We start from the raw sequence: 13,582 nt of genomic DNA, 5'->3' as shown, positions 1-13,582 counted from the left end.
ATCTCCTTCTTCCTCTTGTCTATTTTAAAATTTGAAATTCATTCATAGAAATTTTTTCAATAATTCCCTTAAGTTCCAACTTAGTCAATATCTTATTTATATAAAATACCTCATTATTTAAATTAATGCAAATATCATTTGTGTTATTTATCCCCTTTTCAATGAGATTATAGACTGCCATCTCTTCAAGGTCTAAGTCAATCTTTTCTTCCTTATCCTTTTTAGATAGGATGCCTGGATAGAAATCTAGAATATCTTTTATCTCAACAAGGGGTATGGCTCCATCACGTATCAACTTGTTAGTTCCCACTGAATAAATAGAAGTAATATTTCCTGGAACTGCAAATACTTCCCTTCCTTGTTCTGCTGCAAGCCTTGCAGTTATAAGACTTCCTGACTTGTCCTTGGCCTCAACGACTACAACAGTTTTTGAAAGTCCAGATATTATTCTGTTTCTCATGGGAAAAGTAAATTTGTTGGCTTGAGTCCCAAGAGGAAACTCACTAATGACAGCTCCCTTCTCAGAAATTTCTTCATAAAGAGCCTTGTTGGACTTTGGATAAATAACATCTATCCCCGTTCCCAAGACGGCAATTGTGTTTAGATTATTTAATAAAGCCCTCCTGTGAGACAAGGTGTCAATCCCATATGCCATTCCACTTACAATTGTAAAGTCATAAAATCTAAGATCGTCGATTATCTTATTTACAGCCATGTTGCCATAAGATGAGTGTGACCTGGCCCCTACAAAGGCAATAGGATTGTAAAGTTTTAAATTTCCCCTAACATACAAGACAGAAGGTGGGTCTTCAATGTACCTAAGTTCATCTGGATAGTCTTCATCGAGAATAGTGACTATGTGAACTCCAATTGATTTTATTTTTTCACTAATCTTTTCTATTATAAGATCGAAGTCCCCAGCTCTTTCATCTAAGCGATTGGCACTTCTCTCTGAAAGAACATGCTCTTCTAAGAAGTCTAGCTTATAAAAATCTTCAAGAGGAAGGTTTTTATCCATTAAATAATCTAGGACTTTTAGAGAATTTTCGCTGGAAAAATTTATTGCATTTAAAAAAATAAGTAAGTCTCTTTCCTTCATTTTTTTACTCCTAATTGCCCCAGAATTTTTTATCCATAGTTCTGTACTGGATACTTTCTAATACGTGATCTTCTTTTATATTTTCGCAGCCATCCATGTCTGCAATTGTCCTTGCGATTTTTAAAATTTTGTTGTAAGTTCTAGCACTCATTCCATACTTCTTAAAGGCGAGCTCTAGTATATTTTCAGAATTTTTATCAAGAGGACAATAGCGCTTTAATTTATTTTCAGGAATTTCTGAATTATACTTAAAGGATTCATCTCTAAACCTATTCTTTTGAATTTCTCTAACATACTTGGCCCTATTTCTTATAGCTTCAGAAGATTCACCAGACCTCTCTGAAGAAATGTCCTTATAATTTACTTCTGGCACTTCGAGATGAATGTCAATCCTGTCCAAGAGTGGATGAGAAATTTTTGAAAGATATCTTTGAATTTCATAAGGCGAACAAGTACACTCGTGAGTCTTTGAGTTATGATAGCCGCAAGGACATGGATTTAAAGCCACAACGAGTTGGAAGTCCGCAGGGTACTTAACATTTGCGTTAGCACGAGATATTATTATATCCTTTGATTCCATTGGCTGACGCAAAACTTCTAAGACTGACTTTGAAAATTCTGGCAACTCATCTAGGAACAAGACGCCCTTATGGGCAAGAGAAATTTCTCCAGGCTTTGGTATTCTTCCGCCACCTATTAGGGAAACTGCTGATGCTGTGTGGTGAGGTGACCTAAAGGGTGGCTTAGTTATTAGTGAATTGTCGTCTAAGAGCCCTGATATAGAATAAATTTTTGTAACTTCAATGGCTTCTTCAAAGTCAAGCTCTGGCAAGATTGTTGGAAATCTTTTTGCTGCCATAGTCTTACCTGAACCTGGTGAGCCTAAAATTAAAATATTGGACTTTGCTGATGCAGAAATTTCTAGGGCCCTCTTTAAATTTTCTTGACCCTTAATATCAGAAAAATCCATATCATAAGAAACCTTTTCCCTCTTTAGGCTACCAATACATCTTTCAATTTGAATTTCACCCCTTATAAAAGAAACAACTTCTTCTAATGTCTTTACAGGATAAATTTCAACGTCTGATACTATGGCACATTCCTTACGGTTCTCATAGGGAACGATGAATTTTCTATAACCCTTCTCCCTCATGGATATGACCATGGGAAGGGCACCTTGAATTTTATTTATCTTGCCATCAAGAGCAAGCTCTCCCATGTAAACATAGGGTGAATAGTCCATCTCAAGACTCTCATCACAGCTTAAGAGACTAACTGCAATAGCAAGGTCTAATTGCGTTCCATCCTTTCTTAAGTTGGCGGGAGCTAAATTTATTGTAATTCTCTTCTTAGGGAAGTCGAAGCCAGAATTTTTTATTGCCGACTTAACCCTCTCTGTTGATTCCTTGACAGCTGTGTCAGCAAGTCCAACTAAAATAATTTTTGGCATTCCATTTGATAAGTCTACTTCAACGTCAACTGGATAGCCATTAAGTCCAGTTAAGGTGCAAGTTTTTGTGCAAGAATACATAAGCCCTCCTTATCTATGTAAATTAAAATTCTTTCTTAATTATATTTTAGCAGAAAACCTTTACAAATTCTAAAATAATTAAAAAAAAGCCAGGCACTTTTGCCTGACTTAAAATAATTTATTAAATTACAAAATTTCCTTCTTTAAAGATTTGTACTTCTTCACCATTTTCTTTGACCCCAATAATTTCTGTTGTTTCATCGCCCACCATGAAGTCAACGTGAGTTAGGGAGTCGTTCATTCCCCTTTCCTTCAATTCTTCTATTGAAAGTTTTTCTCCTCCCTCAAGACAAGTTGGGTAGGACTTGCCTAGGGCAAAGTGACAAGATGCATTTTCATCATAAAGTGTGTTGTAGAAAAGAACCTTCCTCATGGAAATTGGTGTATTGTAAGAAACTAGGGCAACTTCTCCAAGTCTCTTTGCTCCTTCATCTGTGTCTAAAATATTTTTCAAATATTCTTTGCCAGCTTTTGCATCATAATCAACTACTTCCCCATCTTTGAAAACTAAATAGAAGTCTTCTATTAGATTGCCGTTGTAGTTAAGTGGCAATGTTGAATAAACTTTTCCATTCACTCCATCAAGTCTTGGTGCAGAGAAAACTTCTTCACTTGGCATGTTGGCTATAAATTCTTCTCCATCTGAATTCACATCTCCTGCACCTGCAAAGATGTAGCCCTTTGGAAGTCCAACTTCAAGGTCAGTTCCCTTTTGAGACTTATAAATTAATTTTTCAAACTTAGCATCATTTAAGAACTTGCTGTATCTGTTTAAGTTGTCCACGTGATTTTCTAAAGCTTTTATTGGATCTTCTTCAAAAAGTCTCACTGAGTTAAAGATTTCAAACCAAAGTCTTCTAACAGCTTCCCCTTCTTCTAGGTCTGGAAAAACTTTTGTAGCCCAAGATGGAATGCTAGCTCCCACAACTATCCAAGAAACATAGTTTGCCATCATCTTTGCAGAAAAGTCTCTCAAGGCTTTGGAGTTTGCGAGATTAGACTTAAATAACTTTTCAGCATCTACTCCCTTAAAAGCATCTGGGTCTGAACCTGTAACTGAAAGATACTTTGCCTTCTTTTCCATGTAGTAGTTTTCCTTGTCAACCTTGTGCTTTGGTATGTCTGTCAAAACATCAAGACTTTCATTTTCATACTTAAGTCTTGAGATAAGTTGGTCTCTGTAGTCAACTACAACTTCGCCAGCGCCAAGTTCATAGGCCTTCCTTGTGCACTCTACTGCAAAGTCTCTTGCTTCAATGGGACACCTAACAACAAGTTTGTCTCCATTTTTAATTTTTAAACCAACTTTTAAAATTAGTTCAACATATTTTTCTATATAATCTTCGACTTTAAAATTTTTATAGTCCATTTAATCATCCCTTCGATATAAAATTTATTTTTATTCAAAATTAATATACAACAAATTAAAATAAGATGCAAAAAAAGATACTACCCAAGTGAGTAGCATCTTCATAATAAACTTATTTAGAATATTTTTTTGTTAAGAAGTCCTTAGCAACTTGTGGGAAAAGTGCGTAAGTCAATACGTCTTCGTCACATCTTGCAAGGTCACCAATTTCTGCCTTGTATTTAGCAAAAGCTGGCTCTAAGTGGTTAGCAGGTCTGTCAGTAATAACTTCTGCATCACCAATTATAGATTTTCTAAAGGCTTCGTCAACTTCCACTGGAGTCTTACCGTAAAGTCCCTTTAGGTAATCCTTGATTTCATTTGGAACCATCTTGTATCTCTTGCCTGTCATAACGTTAAAGGAAGCTTGAGTACCAACCATTTGACTCATTGGAGTAACAAGTGGTGGGAAGCCCATGTCCCTTCTAACATTTGGAACTTCTGCAAGAACCTTGTCAAATAAGTGGTCTTGCTTAGCTGCAGAAAGTTGTGAGCTTAGATTTGAAAGCATTCCACCAGGTACTTGATAAATTAGTCCCTTAGGATCAACTGTAAGCATCTTTACTCTCATTGTTCCATTGTTAAGATATTTATTTTTAACTTCTTGGAAGTAAGGAGCAAGTTCATTTAGGATGTCTAGGTTAAGGTCAACATCGTATCCTGCTTCTTTTAAAACAATAGCAAGAGTTTCTGTTGGTGGTTGACTTGTTCCACCAGAGAAAGGAGAAATAGCTGTGTCAATAATATCTGCTCCTTCTTCAATTCCCTTAAGATAAGTCATAGATCCACAACCATTAGTTTCGTGTGTGTGAAGTTCTATTGGAATATCAATTACCATTCTCATTGACCTTACTAGGTCTCTTGAAACAGGTGGAGTTAAAATTCCAGCCATGTCTTTGATGGCAATAGAGTCTGCTCCCATTTCTTGGATTTTGACTGCAAGTTCAGTAAAGTATTCAATAGTGTGAACTTCTGAAGTTGTATAACAAATTGCAACTTGAGCTTCAGCTCCAGCCTTCTTTGTAGCCTTAAGTGAAGTTTCGATATTTCTTAAATCATTTAGGGCGTCAAAAATTCTTATGATGTCAATTCCATTTTTAACAGAAAGCTCAACGAATTTTTCTACAATATCATCGGGATAATTTTTATAACCTAAAAGGTTTTGACCTCTTAGAAGCATTTGAGTTTTTGTATTTTTAAAGTGAGACTTAATCTTTCTAAGTCTTTCCCATGGATCTTCATCTAAAAATCTAATGCAGGAGTCAAAAGTAGCTCCTCCCCAACATTCGATTGCCTTATAGCCAACCTTATCAAGTCTATCAAGAGCTGGTTCCATGTCCTTGTAAGTCATTCGTGTTGCCATAAGTGATTGGTGGGCGTCACGAAGAATAGTATCAACAAATTCTATCTTTTTCATAAATCCTCCTAGGTATCTCATACGTTCAGATCATCTTATTAAGATAAGTATAACACAAATTTTTCAAATTTTTTCATACTATAACTCCTTTTCTAACAAATAATTTTTGTTATTCCATAAAATTTTTATTATATTTTGTTATTCTCTTTACAAAGCCTTTCTCATTTAGTATAATGCTATCGGCTTATAAATTATCGCGGCGAAGATTTATAAGGAGTTTGATAAAAATGGCAAAAATGATGGATCCAAAGTTCAAGCAATCAAGAAGACTTGGACTAAATGTATGCGGTCACCCAAAGGCAATGAAAAGAGCTACAAGAGGTACTGCAAGAAGCGATAAAAAACTTACTGAATACGGTAAGCAACTTTTAGAAAAACAAAGATTAAGAGCATACTACGGTGTACTTGAAAAACAATTTGTTAATCTATTCAAAGAAGCTCAAAGAACTCAAGGCCAAACTGGTCCTAACCTTGTAACATTCCTTGAAACTAGATTAGATTCTTTATGTTACAGAATGGGCTTCGCATCTTCAATCAGACAAGCAAGACAAATGGTTAGCCACTGTCACCTAACTGTAAATGGAAAGAAAGTAAATATTCCTTCTTACAGATGTCAAGCTGGCGATGTTATTGCATTATCTGCTAAAGGAAGAAAAGTTGACCTATTTAAAGAAAACTACAACACTAACATCGTTGTAAACTACCCTTACATTTCTAAGGACGAAGACTTTAAAGCAACTTTAGTTTCTCTACCAAATAGAGAAGATATTCCAATAGAAATTGAAGACCAATTAATCGTTGAATTCTATTCAAAGAACATGTAATGAAAATGGAAAAGACCCTGCCAGGGTCTTTTTTATTATGTAAAAAGTGGAGGCTTAGTCCCCCACTTTTTTAATTTTTATTGATGTCATTACCTTCTACTTATTAAAAAAATTTTTTAATTCCATACTTAAGCAAGCAGAATAAAATTTAAATTATCCTACAAAAAAATCGCATGACTAGCATGCGACTTTTTATTTTATAAATTGACTTAAGAATATTATCACAATAACAATTGGTGAAACATACTTTATACTAATATTCATCCAAGCCCTAACAAAAGGACTTTTAATATTTGCTGCTTCAAGTAAATTTTCCATCTTCCAAGCTCTCGCTGAGAAAAGTGCAATGATTAGACAGCCAATTACTAAGATGTAATTACTTTCTATATTGTCTAGGAAGGCAAAGGCTGGATCATAAAAAATTGATACAGCAGCAATGGCAACTATTATTGCACTTGCAAGCATTAGAGCCTTTATTCTTTCTAATTTAAATCTTTCCATAAATTGTCCTACAATTGCTTCTAGAACTCCAACTGATGAAGTAAAGGCTGCAATGTAGAAACCAAAATAAAATAGGATTGAAAGAACTCTACCAAAAGGCACAACGTTAAAGGCAAGTGGAAGAGTTAAGAATGTAAGTCCAACGCCTTCACCTGGTGTAAGTCCTGTTGCAAAAACTATTGGAAGAATCATAAATCCAGATAAGATTCCTGCAAAAACTAGGGCAAGACAAATAACTGTTGAGTCCTTAAAGATGTTTTCATCCTTTTCTTTGATGTAAGATCCAAATACCATAGAACCCAACATAGCAAGTCCCAAGGCAAAGAAGGCTTGTCCCAAACAAGTTATAACTGAGTTAAAGGAAAATTTAGAAAAGTCTGGTTTAAATAGGAAGGTGATACCTTCTTTTGCACCAGGAAGTCTAAGTCCAAAGAAAATTATAATTATCATAATTACAAATAAAACTGGAATTAAAATCTTTGAAACTCTTTCGATTCCCTTTTGAACCCCAAGTATAATAACTGCATTGTTAAGGGCAAAGTTTATTAAGAAAAATATAAAAACTGTTGTCTTGTTAGCATTAAAGGCATCAAAGTAAGTTTGAATACTTTGGCTATCAAGACCAACAAAGTCACCCATAAAAGCACCTGCAATATATTTTATTATCCAAGCATAAATAACTGAAGTGTACCCAACAATTATAAGGGCTGCAAGTGTGTGTAAGTAACCTGCTAGATACCACTTTGTGTTTGGCTTTAAAGTCTTATAGGCATCTATTGCGGCATTACCTGTTGCATAACCTATAGTAACTTCACAAGTCATTAGTGGAATTCCTATGACTAAGATAATTAAAATATATAAAAATATAAAAATTGCTCCACCGTTTTCGCCAACTACATAAGGGAATCTCCAAAGAGTTCCTATCCCAAGGGCAAGGCCAATGGCAACCATAATAAATCCTAGGATTGATGAAAATCCTTCATTTTGTTTTGACATACGCTCTCTCCTTTTTTATATACTAGAAATACTAACACAAAAGTGATTTTTTTTAAATAGATTTAGTATATATTCCCCTTTAAAGCGACAAATTTTTTTATTTTATTTATTTTTCTTAAATTCATTATATAGCTTATTCGTGGTATAATCTCATTAGGTGATAATATGAAAAAAGACATTGAGTATGTAAAACTTGTTACTTCAACTAATAAACTTATCTTTGACGAAATCTGTGCCTTCTTAGAAGACAACTCCATCCCCTACTTTGTCAAAGACGAGGGCGACTACATGCGTCTTATCTCTGGCTTCTCTCTTTACGAAAAGGGAATCTATGTATCAGAAGATGATTTTGATAAAGCCAACGAGCTCCTAGTTTACTTCATGAATGACAACGACACAAGCGGCGACTTATCCTTCGACTAATCTTTAATAAATAATTATAACCACCAGTTTATGTGATGACCTCTTAAAGTTGGACCAAATACCAGAGAGAATTAATATTTTCTCTGGTATTTTTTATGTTTTAACATAAAAAATAAACTCGAGCCTAGCCCGAGCTTATTTCTATTAATTATATTCATTTTTAAAATCTCTAAGCCTAGGAACAAATTCTTTATAAAAAGCATCACTCATTTCAGCGTGGAATTTTGCAATTTTTTTCCAGTTAGACTTGTCTTTTGAATTTATATTTTCTATTGCCGCATCAATAGTAGAGGCTTTTTTATCACCTAATCTATTCCAAGATAGCTTCAAACCTAAATTATTTTCAATATTATCCTTATATCTATATAGGTAATCAAAGCCAGCCTTGTTTTCTTCCTTGTCAGGCTTATTTAATATCATAGAAACTTTGACAAATTTCATATAAAAATAACAAATTATATAAAATCCATTTATACCAATGGCTCCACTAACCCATGAACTCTTTGATCTAGTAACATTTCTAAAAGATTCATTATCAATATTTGCTTCTTTAATTACAGAAATAGCATAATTCCAATATTCTTCCCTTATATTTTCTGGTTCTCTATCAAGGTTTTCAGAGTCCTCAAAATAAAAAATTAAATTATTGGGGTCTTCGTCATATAGTTCAAATAATTTTCTTAATATTCTTATTTTTGTATTTGTGTTATTATTTGTCGAAACAAAAATACTCTCATCTATTTTTTCATAATTAATTAAGTCCTTAAAATCTATTGATAAACTATTTCCTAGTATATCGTCCCTTTTTTGAGTAACTAAATTAATTAATTGTGATTTATCTTCATAGTGTAATTGCTTTATTACAAAAGTAAAGGCTTCTGACCAATTTCTAAAAGATGACTCTTCTCCCCTAAAATTAATCTTTAAAATCTTCTTTCCTTTTAAATCATAATCATCAGCTAAGGAAATATATTCAACCTCTTCTCTTTGTAATTCAAAATTCGTAGTAGGATACTTCCAAATCTCATACACAGAAAGATTAAGTAGGTCCTTCTGCCTCTTTTCTATTTCTTCTTCACCCCAAGAGTCTAGTAATGCCAAGTCTTGGTTCATCCTAATGCCACTCTTCTTAAAGCCATGCTTTCCATCTCTCTTTTTAGTAAAAGAAGAGTTGCCCATGTCAGAGTTGTAACCTGTAATAGTTAGGTTACCTAGCTTGTGGATCCACTTTTCATGAATTTCTTCAGCATTATCTCCCAATTCTTCAAACCAATCATCATTTAATTTTTGCGGCATAATATGTTCAATGCTATAAGTCCCATCATCTAAGTGATTATAAATATCCTTGGTTTCAACAGTCTTATAGTTTTCAATCTTATTAAATAGATAGTTTTTAAAACCTCCACGCATTAAGTAGATTTCTTTATTATTTAAGTTCTCATAAAACTCTTCATCCTTAGGGAATCTTCCAGAGTCTCTCTTATTAATAAGATTGTACTTTAATTTCTCGACATATTTATCTGTTGATCCATCATATCTTATAATGTCCTTATTTAAATTTAAGAAAATTTTATTTAAAGCATTGGTGCCAACTCCACAAATATTTCTCCTAAACAAATAAGATTCAATTATTTCGTAAATACCTATAAGGTCATCAAGATTTAGTTTGCCCTCGTCTTGTAAGCTAAAAATTTCCATAAAAAACGGCTCTGTTACAGTTCTATCCATTTTCATGAAATTAAACATAGCAGAATCTAAGTCTCTATTATTGAAACCACTTTCACCATCAAGTAGTTTTTTATAAAACTTAGAGTACCTAAGCATATCTTCCAGCAGTTTTTCCAAAGAATCATTATGCTTATTAACATATTCCTTAAATTCAAAATAAACCTTAGCCATAGTCGGTGTTGAAAAAGTCTTAATACTTAAGTAATTACGAACAAAGTTATCTATTCTCTTATTAGTTAAGTCTTCAATCTTTATCCAATACTTCTCAAAATACTTATTTTGCTCATCCAAAGGCAAGTTCATCAAAATAAAATTCCTTATCTTGTCGCCTTCACTAAGAGCAAGACCAGTGGAGTTTAAACTTTCAAAGATAAGCTGGGCATCGTCGCCCTTTTCTAAAGTAATAGAAATAACTTGAAGTCTTTGAATTGCGGAATAAATTTCATCAATAAGATTAGAATCCTTCCTTAACCTCTCATAAAAATATTTAAAATTAATAGTCAAGTTAGAATTTTCTACATACTCGTCCTCTTCACCAAAAATTAAAGAATGAAGTGCTTGCCTATCTCTTTTAACAGGAATTAATTTTATCCTATCATCTTCCTTGGCCCACTTGGCAATAATGAATCTTTCCATTATTTGATCGTTTAAAGCTACTTCCTTAGATTCAACTTCGCCCTTCTCTACTAACTTGGCGATAGCTAAGAGAAGAAGAGTCACAGTTGTAAGTCTTTGTTGACCATCAATAATGTGGTATTCAGTAGTAGACCCAGCTCCCACAACATCAGAAACAATACTTCCAAAAAAGTGATTACCTTCTTTATCATCAGTTAGTCTTAATAAATCATTATAAAGTTGTTTGCAGTTTTCAATCTTCCAATCATATCTTCTTTGGTAAACAGGAATAACATACCTGTTGTTACTTCCTTCCATATAGGAATATAATTGGATACCATCACCCTTCATTAGCTCCTCCAGTTTTTTTAATATTTGTTAATAATTCTAGTTTAACACATTAATGTCAATAAAATTATAATTTCTAATCTTTTGAGGAATCAAATTTTAACATTTTTATAAAGCATATACTCATGATTTCTAAGTCTTGATTTATTATCTTATAACCAATATCATATTTGAAATTTTCTTCTTCATTATTTAGTTTCGGAAATTCATAAATTCTTATAAATTTATGAATTTCTATAACTTCATCAATCTTTATAAGTTCATTAATTTTTATAACTTTATAAATTTTTATTATTTCATAATTTTTCATAGTCTCATAAATTTATACGACTTTGAAATTTTCTGAACTTGTGTTTTTTGGTCAAATATTCTAAAATATAATTAACTAAAACTTTTGTTTAAATATGTATTCGTTGTTGTTTAATATATTTTGCTAGTTTGCCCTCGAGGTGGCTTATGACTTTTATTGATTATTCTTTGGAACCTAAATCTGATATTGCTTTTGTGGACATCAAGTCTTTTTATGCCAGTGTTGAGTGCGTCAAGAGGAACTTGGACCCTCTCTCCACTTGTCTTTGTGTTATGAGTAGGTCTAGTAATTCTAATGGTCTCATCCTTGCGAGCTCTCCTACCTTTAAACGTGTCTATGGTAAGAGTAATGTTGGCAGGGCTGGCGAGCTTCCCTTTGATATTGACACTAGGAAGTTTAGTTTTGAGAAGGCAAGGAGACAAAATATTGAGATTACGAAGCCTTATATTGATTTTATCGAGAAGTGGGCGGAGAAAACTTTTATTGTCCCTCCAAGGATGGCTCTCTACATTGAGGAGAACTTAAAGGTTCAAAAAGTTTTCCAAAATTATGCTCCCAAGGAAGACATCCTCCCCTACTCTATTGATGAGGGTTTTATTGATCTAACTAATTCTTTGTCTTATTTTGTTCCTGACAAAAATGTTTCAAGGCGTGACAAGTTGGACCTTGTTTCTTCTATGATTCAGAGGGAGATTTGGGAGACTGCTGGTCTTTATTCTACTGTGGGCATGAGCAATGCCAACCCTCTTCTTGCTAAGCTTGCTCTTGATAATGAGGCCAAGAAGACTAGGACTATGCGTGCCAATTGGTCTTATGAGGATGTGGAGTCCAAGGTCTGGGCTATTGATGACTTAAAAGACTTTTGGGGGATTGGGTCTAGACTCAAGAGTAGGCTCAATGCTATGTCAATTTATACTGTTCGTGATCTTGCAAATTATGATCCCGATGTCTTGAAAAAGGTCTTTGGTGTCATGGGTCTTCAACTTTGGTTTCACGCCAATGGTGTTGATGAGTCTAAGGTATCTAGGCCTTACAAGGCAAAATCCAAGGGCCTTGGCAACTCTCAAGTCCTCCCTCATGACTACAAGTCTCAGGATGAGATTGAAATTGTCTTATCTGAGATTGCCGAGCAGGTTGCTGTTAGGATTAGGCGTATTAGGAAGAAGGCTTCTGTTGTCGCTATTTACGTTGACTTTTCTCACACAGAGAACAAGAAGTCTATTAATGCTAGACGAACTATTAGGCCTAGTCAATCTACTAGGGTCTTGCAGGAAGAAGTTCTAAGGCTTTTTAGAGAAAAATATGAGGGTGGTGCTGTGAGAAATCTCGGTGTTACTTATGACAATTTAGTAGATCAGTCTTCTACTGTTTTTGATTTTTTTGATGATGTGAAGTCTATTGAGAGAGAGGAGAATCTTGACCATGCCATTGATGAAATTAGGGACAGGTTTGGCTTCACTTCTCTACAGAGGGCAACTTCTCTCATGGAAGGGTCCAGGGTTATTGAAAGAAGCAAGTTAATTGGTGGCCACTGCGGTGGCATGGATGGTTTAGAGTGATTTAGGAGGTGGTCTTATGGTTGATAGGTCTTATTTGCCCTTTAAGTCTGCTAGGGAATACATGGACAGGGGGATGGCAAAGTGGATGGGATTTTTTATCTCTGAACACACTACTGCCCTCTCCCACATGGGCGATTTCATAGATTTTTCTTCTCAAATGTCTAATGAAGAAATTGTCCTTTTGATTAGTCAGGTTTATGTAAATAGTCTCGAGGTTTTGGTTTTTACAAGTTACAGGCAAGAGCCCTATCTTGGTAGGATCAAGGAAATTTTTGATGGAAGTATTTATTTAAGTGGAGAAGATCCCCTCAACATTGTTTTTGAGGATATTATTAAAATTGTTTTGGCGGAGGACCTATGAAGGACTTGGAAAAGAATTCTATTCAATTTGATTATTTTTCGATTAACTACAAAAATTTTGAGGAGACCTTTTATGAGTTTTCAAATGTCAATGTCCCCTTGATTTTTTTGACTGAGGACCTTCTTCTCCACATGTTTGCTACAGGTCACTCTTACTTCCTTCTCAATGCTATAAATTCTGCAGATGATAAGGACCATTATTTTATTTTTAAAAAAGTTACAAGTTCAGATAATAATTTTGTCAGCCAGTTTGAATACTTGGGTCAAGTTTCTCCTCTTTGCTTTAAAGCTATCTTTTATAAGAGGAAGTGAGTATTCAGCCTAGGCTGATTTTTTAATTTTTTATTCCTATTTCTTTCTATCTTTATCTTTCAAAAACTTCACTTCAAAAATTCCACAAAAAAAGAAGCTATATCAAGTGATATAGCCTCTTTGTATATTTTTAAATAAATATATTTTCAAG

The 13,582-nt window shown here is 34.0% G+C and carries 12 protein-coding genes; 5 read left to right on the top strand and 7 right to left on the bottom strand.

Annotated features, from left to right (window positions below; genetic code table 11):
* Positions 1-19 precede the first annotated feature (19 nt).
* The 4 genes from dprA to ACWPVO_RS03345 all read right to left on the bottom strand — a co-directional run bounded on the left by dprA (position 20) and on the right by ACWPVO_RS03345 (position 5,455).
* Complete coding sequence (gene dprA / locus ACWPVO_RS03360; protein ID WP_454206527.1) at positions 20-1,099, bottom strand: DNA-processing protein DprA; 1,080 nt, start codon at positions 1,097-1,099, stop codon at positions 20-22.
* A 10-nt stretch (positions 1,100-1,109) separates the two neighbouring features.
* Complete coding sequence (locus ACWPVO_RS03355; RefSeq protein ID WP_454206525.1) at positions 1,110-2,630, bottom strand: YifB family Mg chelatase-like AAA ATPase; 1,521 nt, start codon at positions 2,628-2,630, stop codon at positions 1,110-1,112.
* Positions 2,631-2,751: 121 nt separating this feature from the next.
* Positions 2,752-3,999, bottom strand: coding sequence for an aminopeptidase (locus ACWPVO_RS03350; RefSeq protein WP_285072622.1), 1,248 nt, complete (start codon positions 3,997-3,999; stop codon positions 2,752-2,754).
* 112 nt (positions 4,000-4,111) lie between these two features.
* Entirely contained in the window at positions 4,112-5,455 is a 1,344-nt protein-coding gene (locus ACWPVO_RS03345; protein ID WP_454206523.1) for an oxaloacetate decarboxylase subunit alpha, read from the bottom strand.
* Between the two features lie 227 nt (positions 5,456-5,682).
* Between ACWPVO_RS03345 and rpsD the strand changes: the two genes are divergently transcribed.
* Entirely contained in the window at positions 5,683-6,279 is a 597-nt protein-coding gene (rpsD, locus tag ACWPVO_RS03340; protein WP_005955856.1) for a 30S ribosomal protein S4, read from the top strand.
* A 192-nt stretch (positions 6,280-6,471) separates the two neighbouring features.
* On the opposite strand, the gene ACWPVO_RS03335 is transcribed toward rpsD, so the two are convergent.
* Entirely contained in the window at positions 6,472-7,776 is a 1,305-nt protein-coding gene (locus ACWPVO_RS03335) for a sodium-dependent transporter (RefSeq protein ID WP_454206520.1), read from the bottom strand.
* Between the two features lie 165 nt (positions 7,777-7,941).
* Here ACWPVO_RS03335 and ACWPVO_RS03330 point away from each other — a divergent pair, with 165 nt between their 5' ends.
* Positions 7,942-8,199 carry a putative signal transducing protein gene (locus ACWPVO_RS03330; RefSeq protein WP_005955936.1) on the top strand — a complete coding sequence of 86 codons (258 nt, stop codon included), beginning with the start codon at positions 7,942-7,944 and terminating at the stop codon, positions 8,197-8,199.
* Between the two features lie 144 nt (positions 8,200-8,343).
* Here the strand turns inward: ACWPVO_RS03330 and ACWPVO_RS03325 are convergent, their stop codons facing one another.
* Positions 8,344-10,893 (bottom strand): DUF4268 domain-containing protein, encoded by a 2,550-nt coding sequence (locus tag ACWPVO_RS03325; RefSeq protein WP_454206518.1) that lies wholly within the window; start codon positions 10,891-10,893, stop codon positions 8,344-8,346.
* A gap of 73 nt (positions 10,894-10,966) precedes the next feature.
* Complete coding sequence (locus ACWPVO_RS03320; RefSeq protein WP_454206516.1) at positions 10,967-11,200, bottom strand: hypothetical protein; 234 nt, start codon at positions 11,198-11,200, stop codon at positions 10,967-10,969.
* A 146-nt stretch (positions 11,201-11,346) separates the two neighbouring features.
* Between ACWPVO_RS03320 and ACWPVO_RS03315 the strand changes: the two genes are divergently transcribed.
* Genes ACWPVO_RS03315 through ACWPVO_RS03305 form a run of 3 tightly spaced genes read left to right on the top strand, consistent with a single transcriptional unit; the run spans position 11,347 to position 13,431 of the window.
* A complete protein-coding gene (locus tag ACWPVO_RS03315) occupies positions 11,347-12,759 on the top strand; it encodes a Y-family DNA polymerase (RefSeq protein WP_454206514.1) in 1,413 nt (470 codons plus the stop codon).
* Between the two features lie 16 nt (positions 12,760-12,775).
* Positions 12,776-13,120: a hypothetical protein gene (locus ACWPVO_RS03310; protein ID WP_454206512.1), complete on the top strand. Its 345-nt coding sequence runs from the start codon at positions 12,776-12,778 to the stop codon at positions 13,118-13,120.
* Positions 13,117-13,431 (top strand): DUF5960 family protein, encoded by a 315-nt coding sequence (locus ACWPVO_RS03305; protein WP_454206510.1) that lies wholly within the window; start codon positions 13,117-13,119, stop codon positions 13,429-13,431. The genes ACWPVO_RS03310 and ACWPVO_RS03305 overlap by 4 nt, the downstream gene beginning before the upstream one ends.
* Positions 13,432-13,582: the final 151 nt, after the last annotated feature.

The sequence above is a fragment of the Peptoniphilus sp. Marseille-Q6390 genome, assembly GCF_965119475.1.
The sequence above is the reverse complement of the archived record's forward strand: the minus strand, read 5'-3'. Positions and strand labels throughout refer to the sequence as shown.

Excerpts from the sequence above, each read along its gene's own strand:
- dprA (WP_454206527.1), bottom strand. The coding sequence starts at position 1,099 with ATGAAGGAAAGAGACTTACTTATTTTTTTAAATGCAATAAATTTTTCC.
- ACWPVO_RS03355 (WP_454206525.1), bottom strand. The coding sequence starts at position 2,630 with ATGTATTCTTGCACAAAAACTTGCACCTTAACTGGACTTAATGGCTAT.
- ACWPVO_RS03350 (WP_285072622.1), bottom strand. The coding sequence starts at position 3,999 with ATGGACTATAAAAATTTTAAAGTCGAAGATTATATAGAAAAATATGTT.
- ACWPVO_RS03345 (WP_454206523.1), bottom strand. The coding sequence starts at position 5,455 with ATGAAAAAGATAGAATTTGTTGATACTATTCTTCGTGACGCCCACCAA.
- rpsD (WP_005955856.1), top strand. The coding sequence starts at position 5,683 with ATGGCAAAAATGATGGATCCAAAGTTCAAGCAATCAAGAAGACTTGGA.
- ACWPVO_RS03335 (WP_454206520.1), bottom strand. The coding sequence starts at position 7,776 with ATGTCAAAACAAAATGAAGGATTTTCATCAATCCTAGGATTTATTATG.
- ACWPVO_RS03330 (WP_005955936.1), top strand. The coding sequence starts at position 7,942 with ATGAAAAAAGACATTGAGTATGTAAAACTTGTTACTTCAACTAATAAA.
- ACWPVO_RS03325 (WP_454206518.1), bottom strand. The coding sequence starts at position 10,893 with ATGAAGGGTGATGGTATCCAATTATATTCCTATATGGAAGGAAGTAAC.
- ACWPVO_RS03320 (WP_454206516.1), bottom strand. The coding sequence starts at position 11,200 with ATGAAAAATTATGAAATAATAAAAATTTATAAAGTTATAAAAATTAAT.
- ACWPVO_RS03315 (WP_454206514.1), top strand. The coding sequence starts at position 11,347 with ATGACTTTTATTGATTATTCTTTGGAACCTAAATCTGATATTGCTTTT.
- ACWPVO_RS03310 (WP_454206512.1), top strand. The coding sequence starts at position 12,776 with ATGGTTGATAGGTCTTATTTGCCCTTTAAGTCTGCTAGGGAATACATG.
- ACWPVO_RS03305 (WP_454206510.1), top strand. The coding sequence starts at position 13,117 with ATGAAGGACTTGGAAAAGAATTCTATTCAATTTGATTATTTTTCGATT.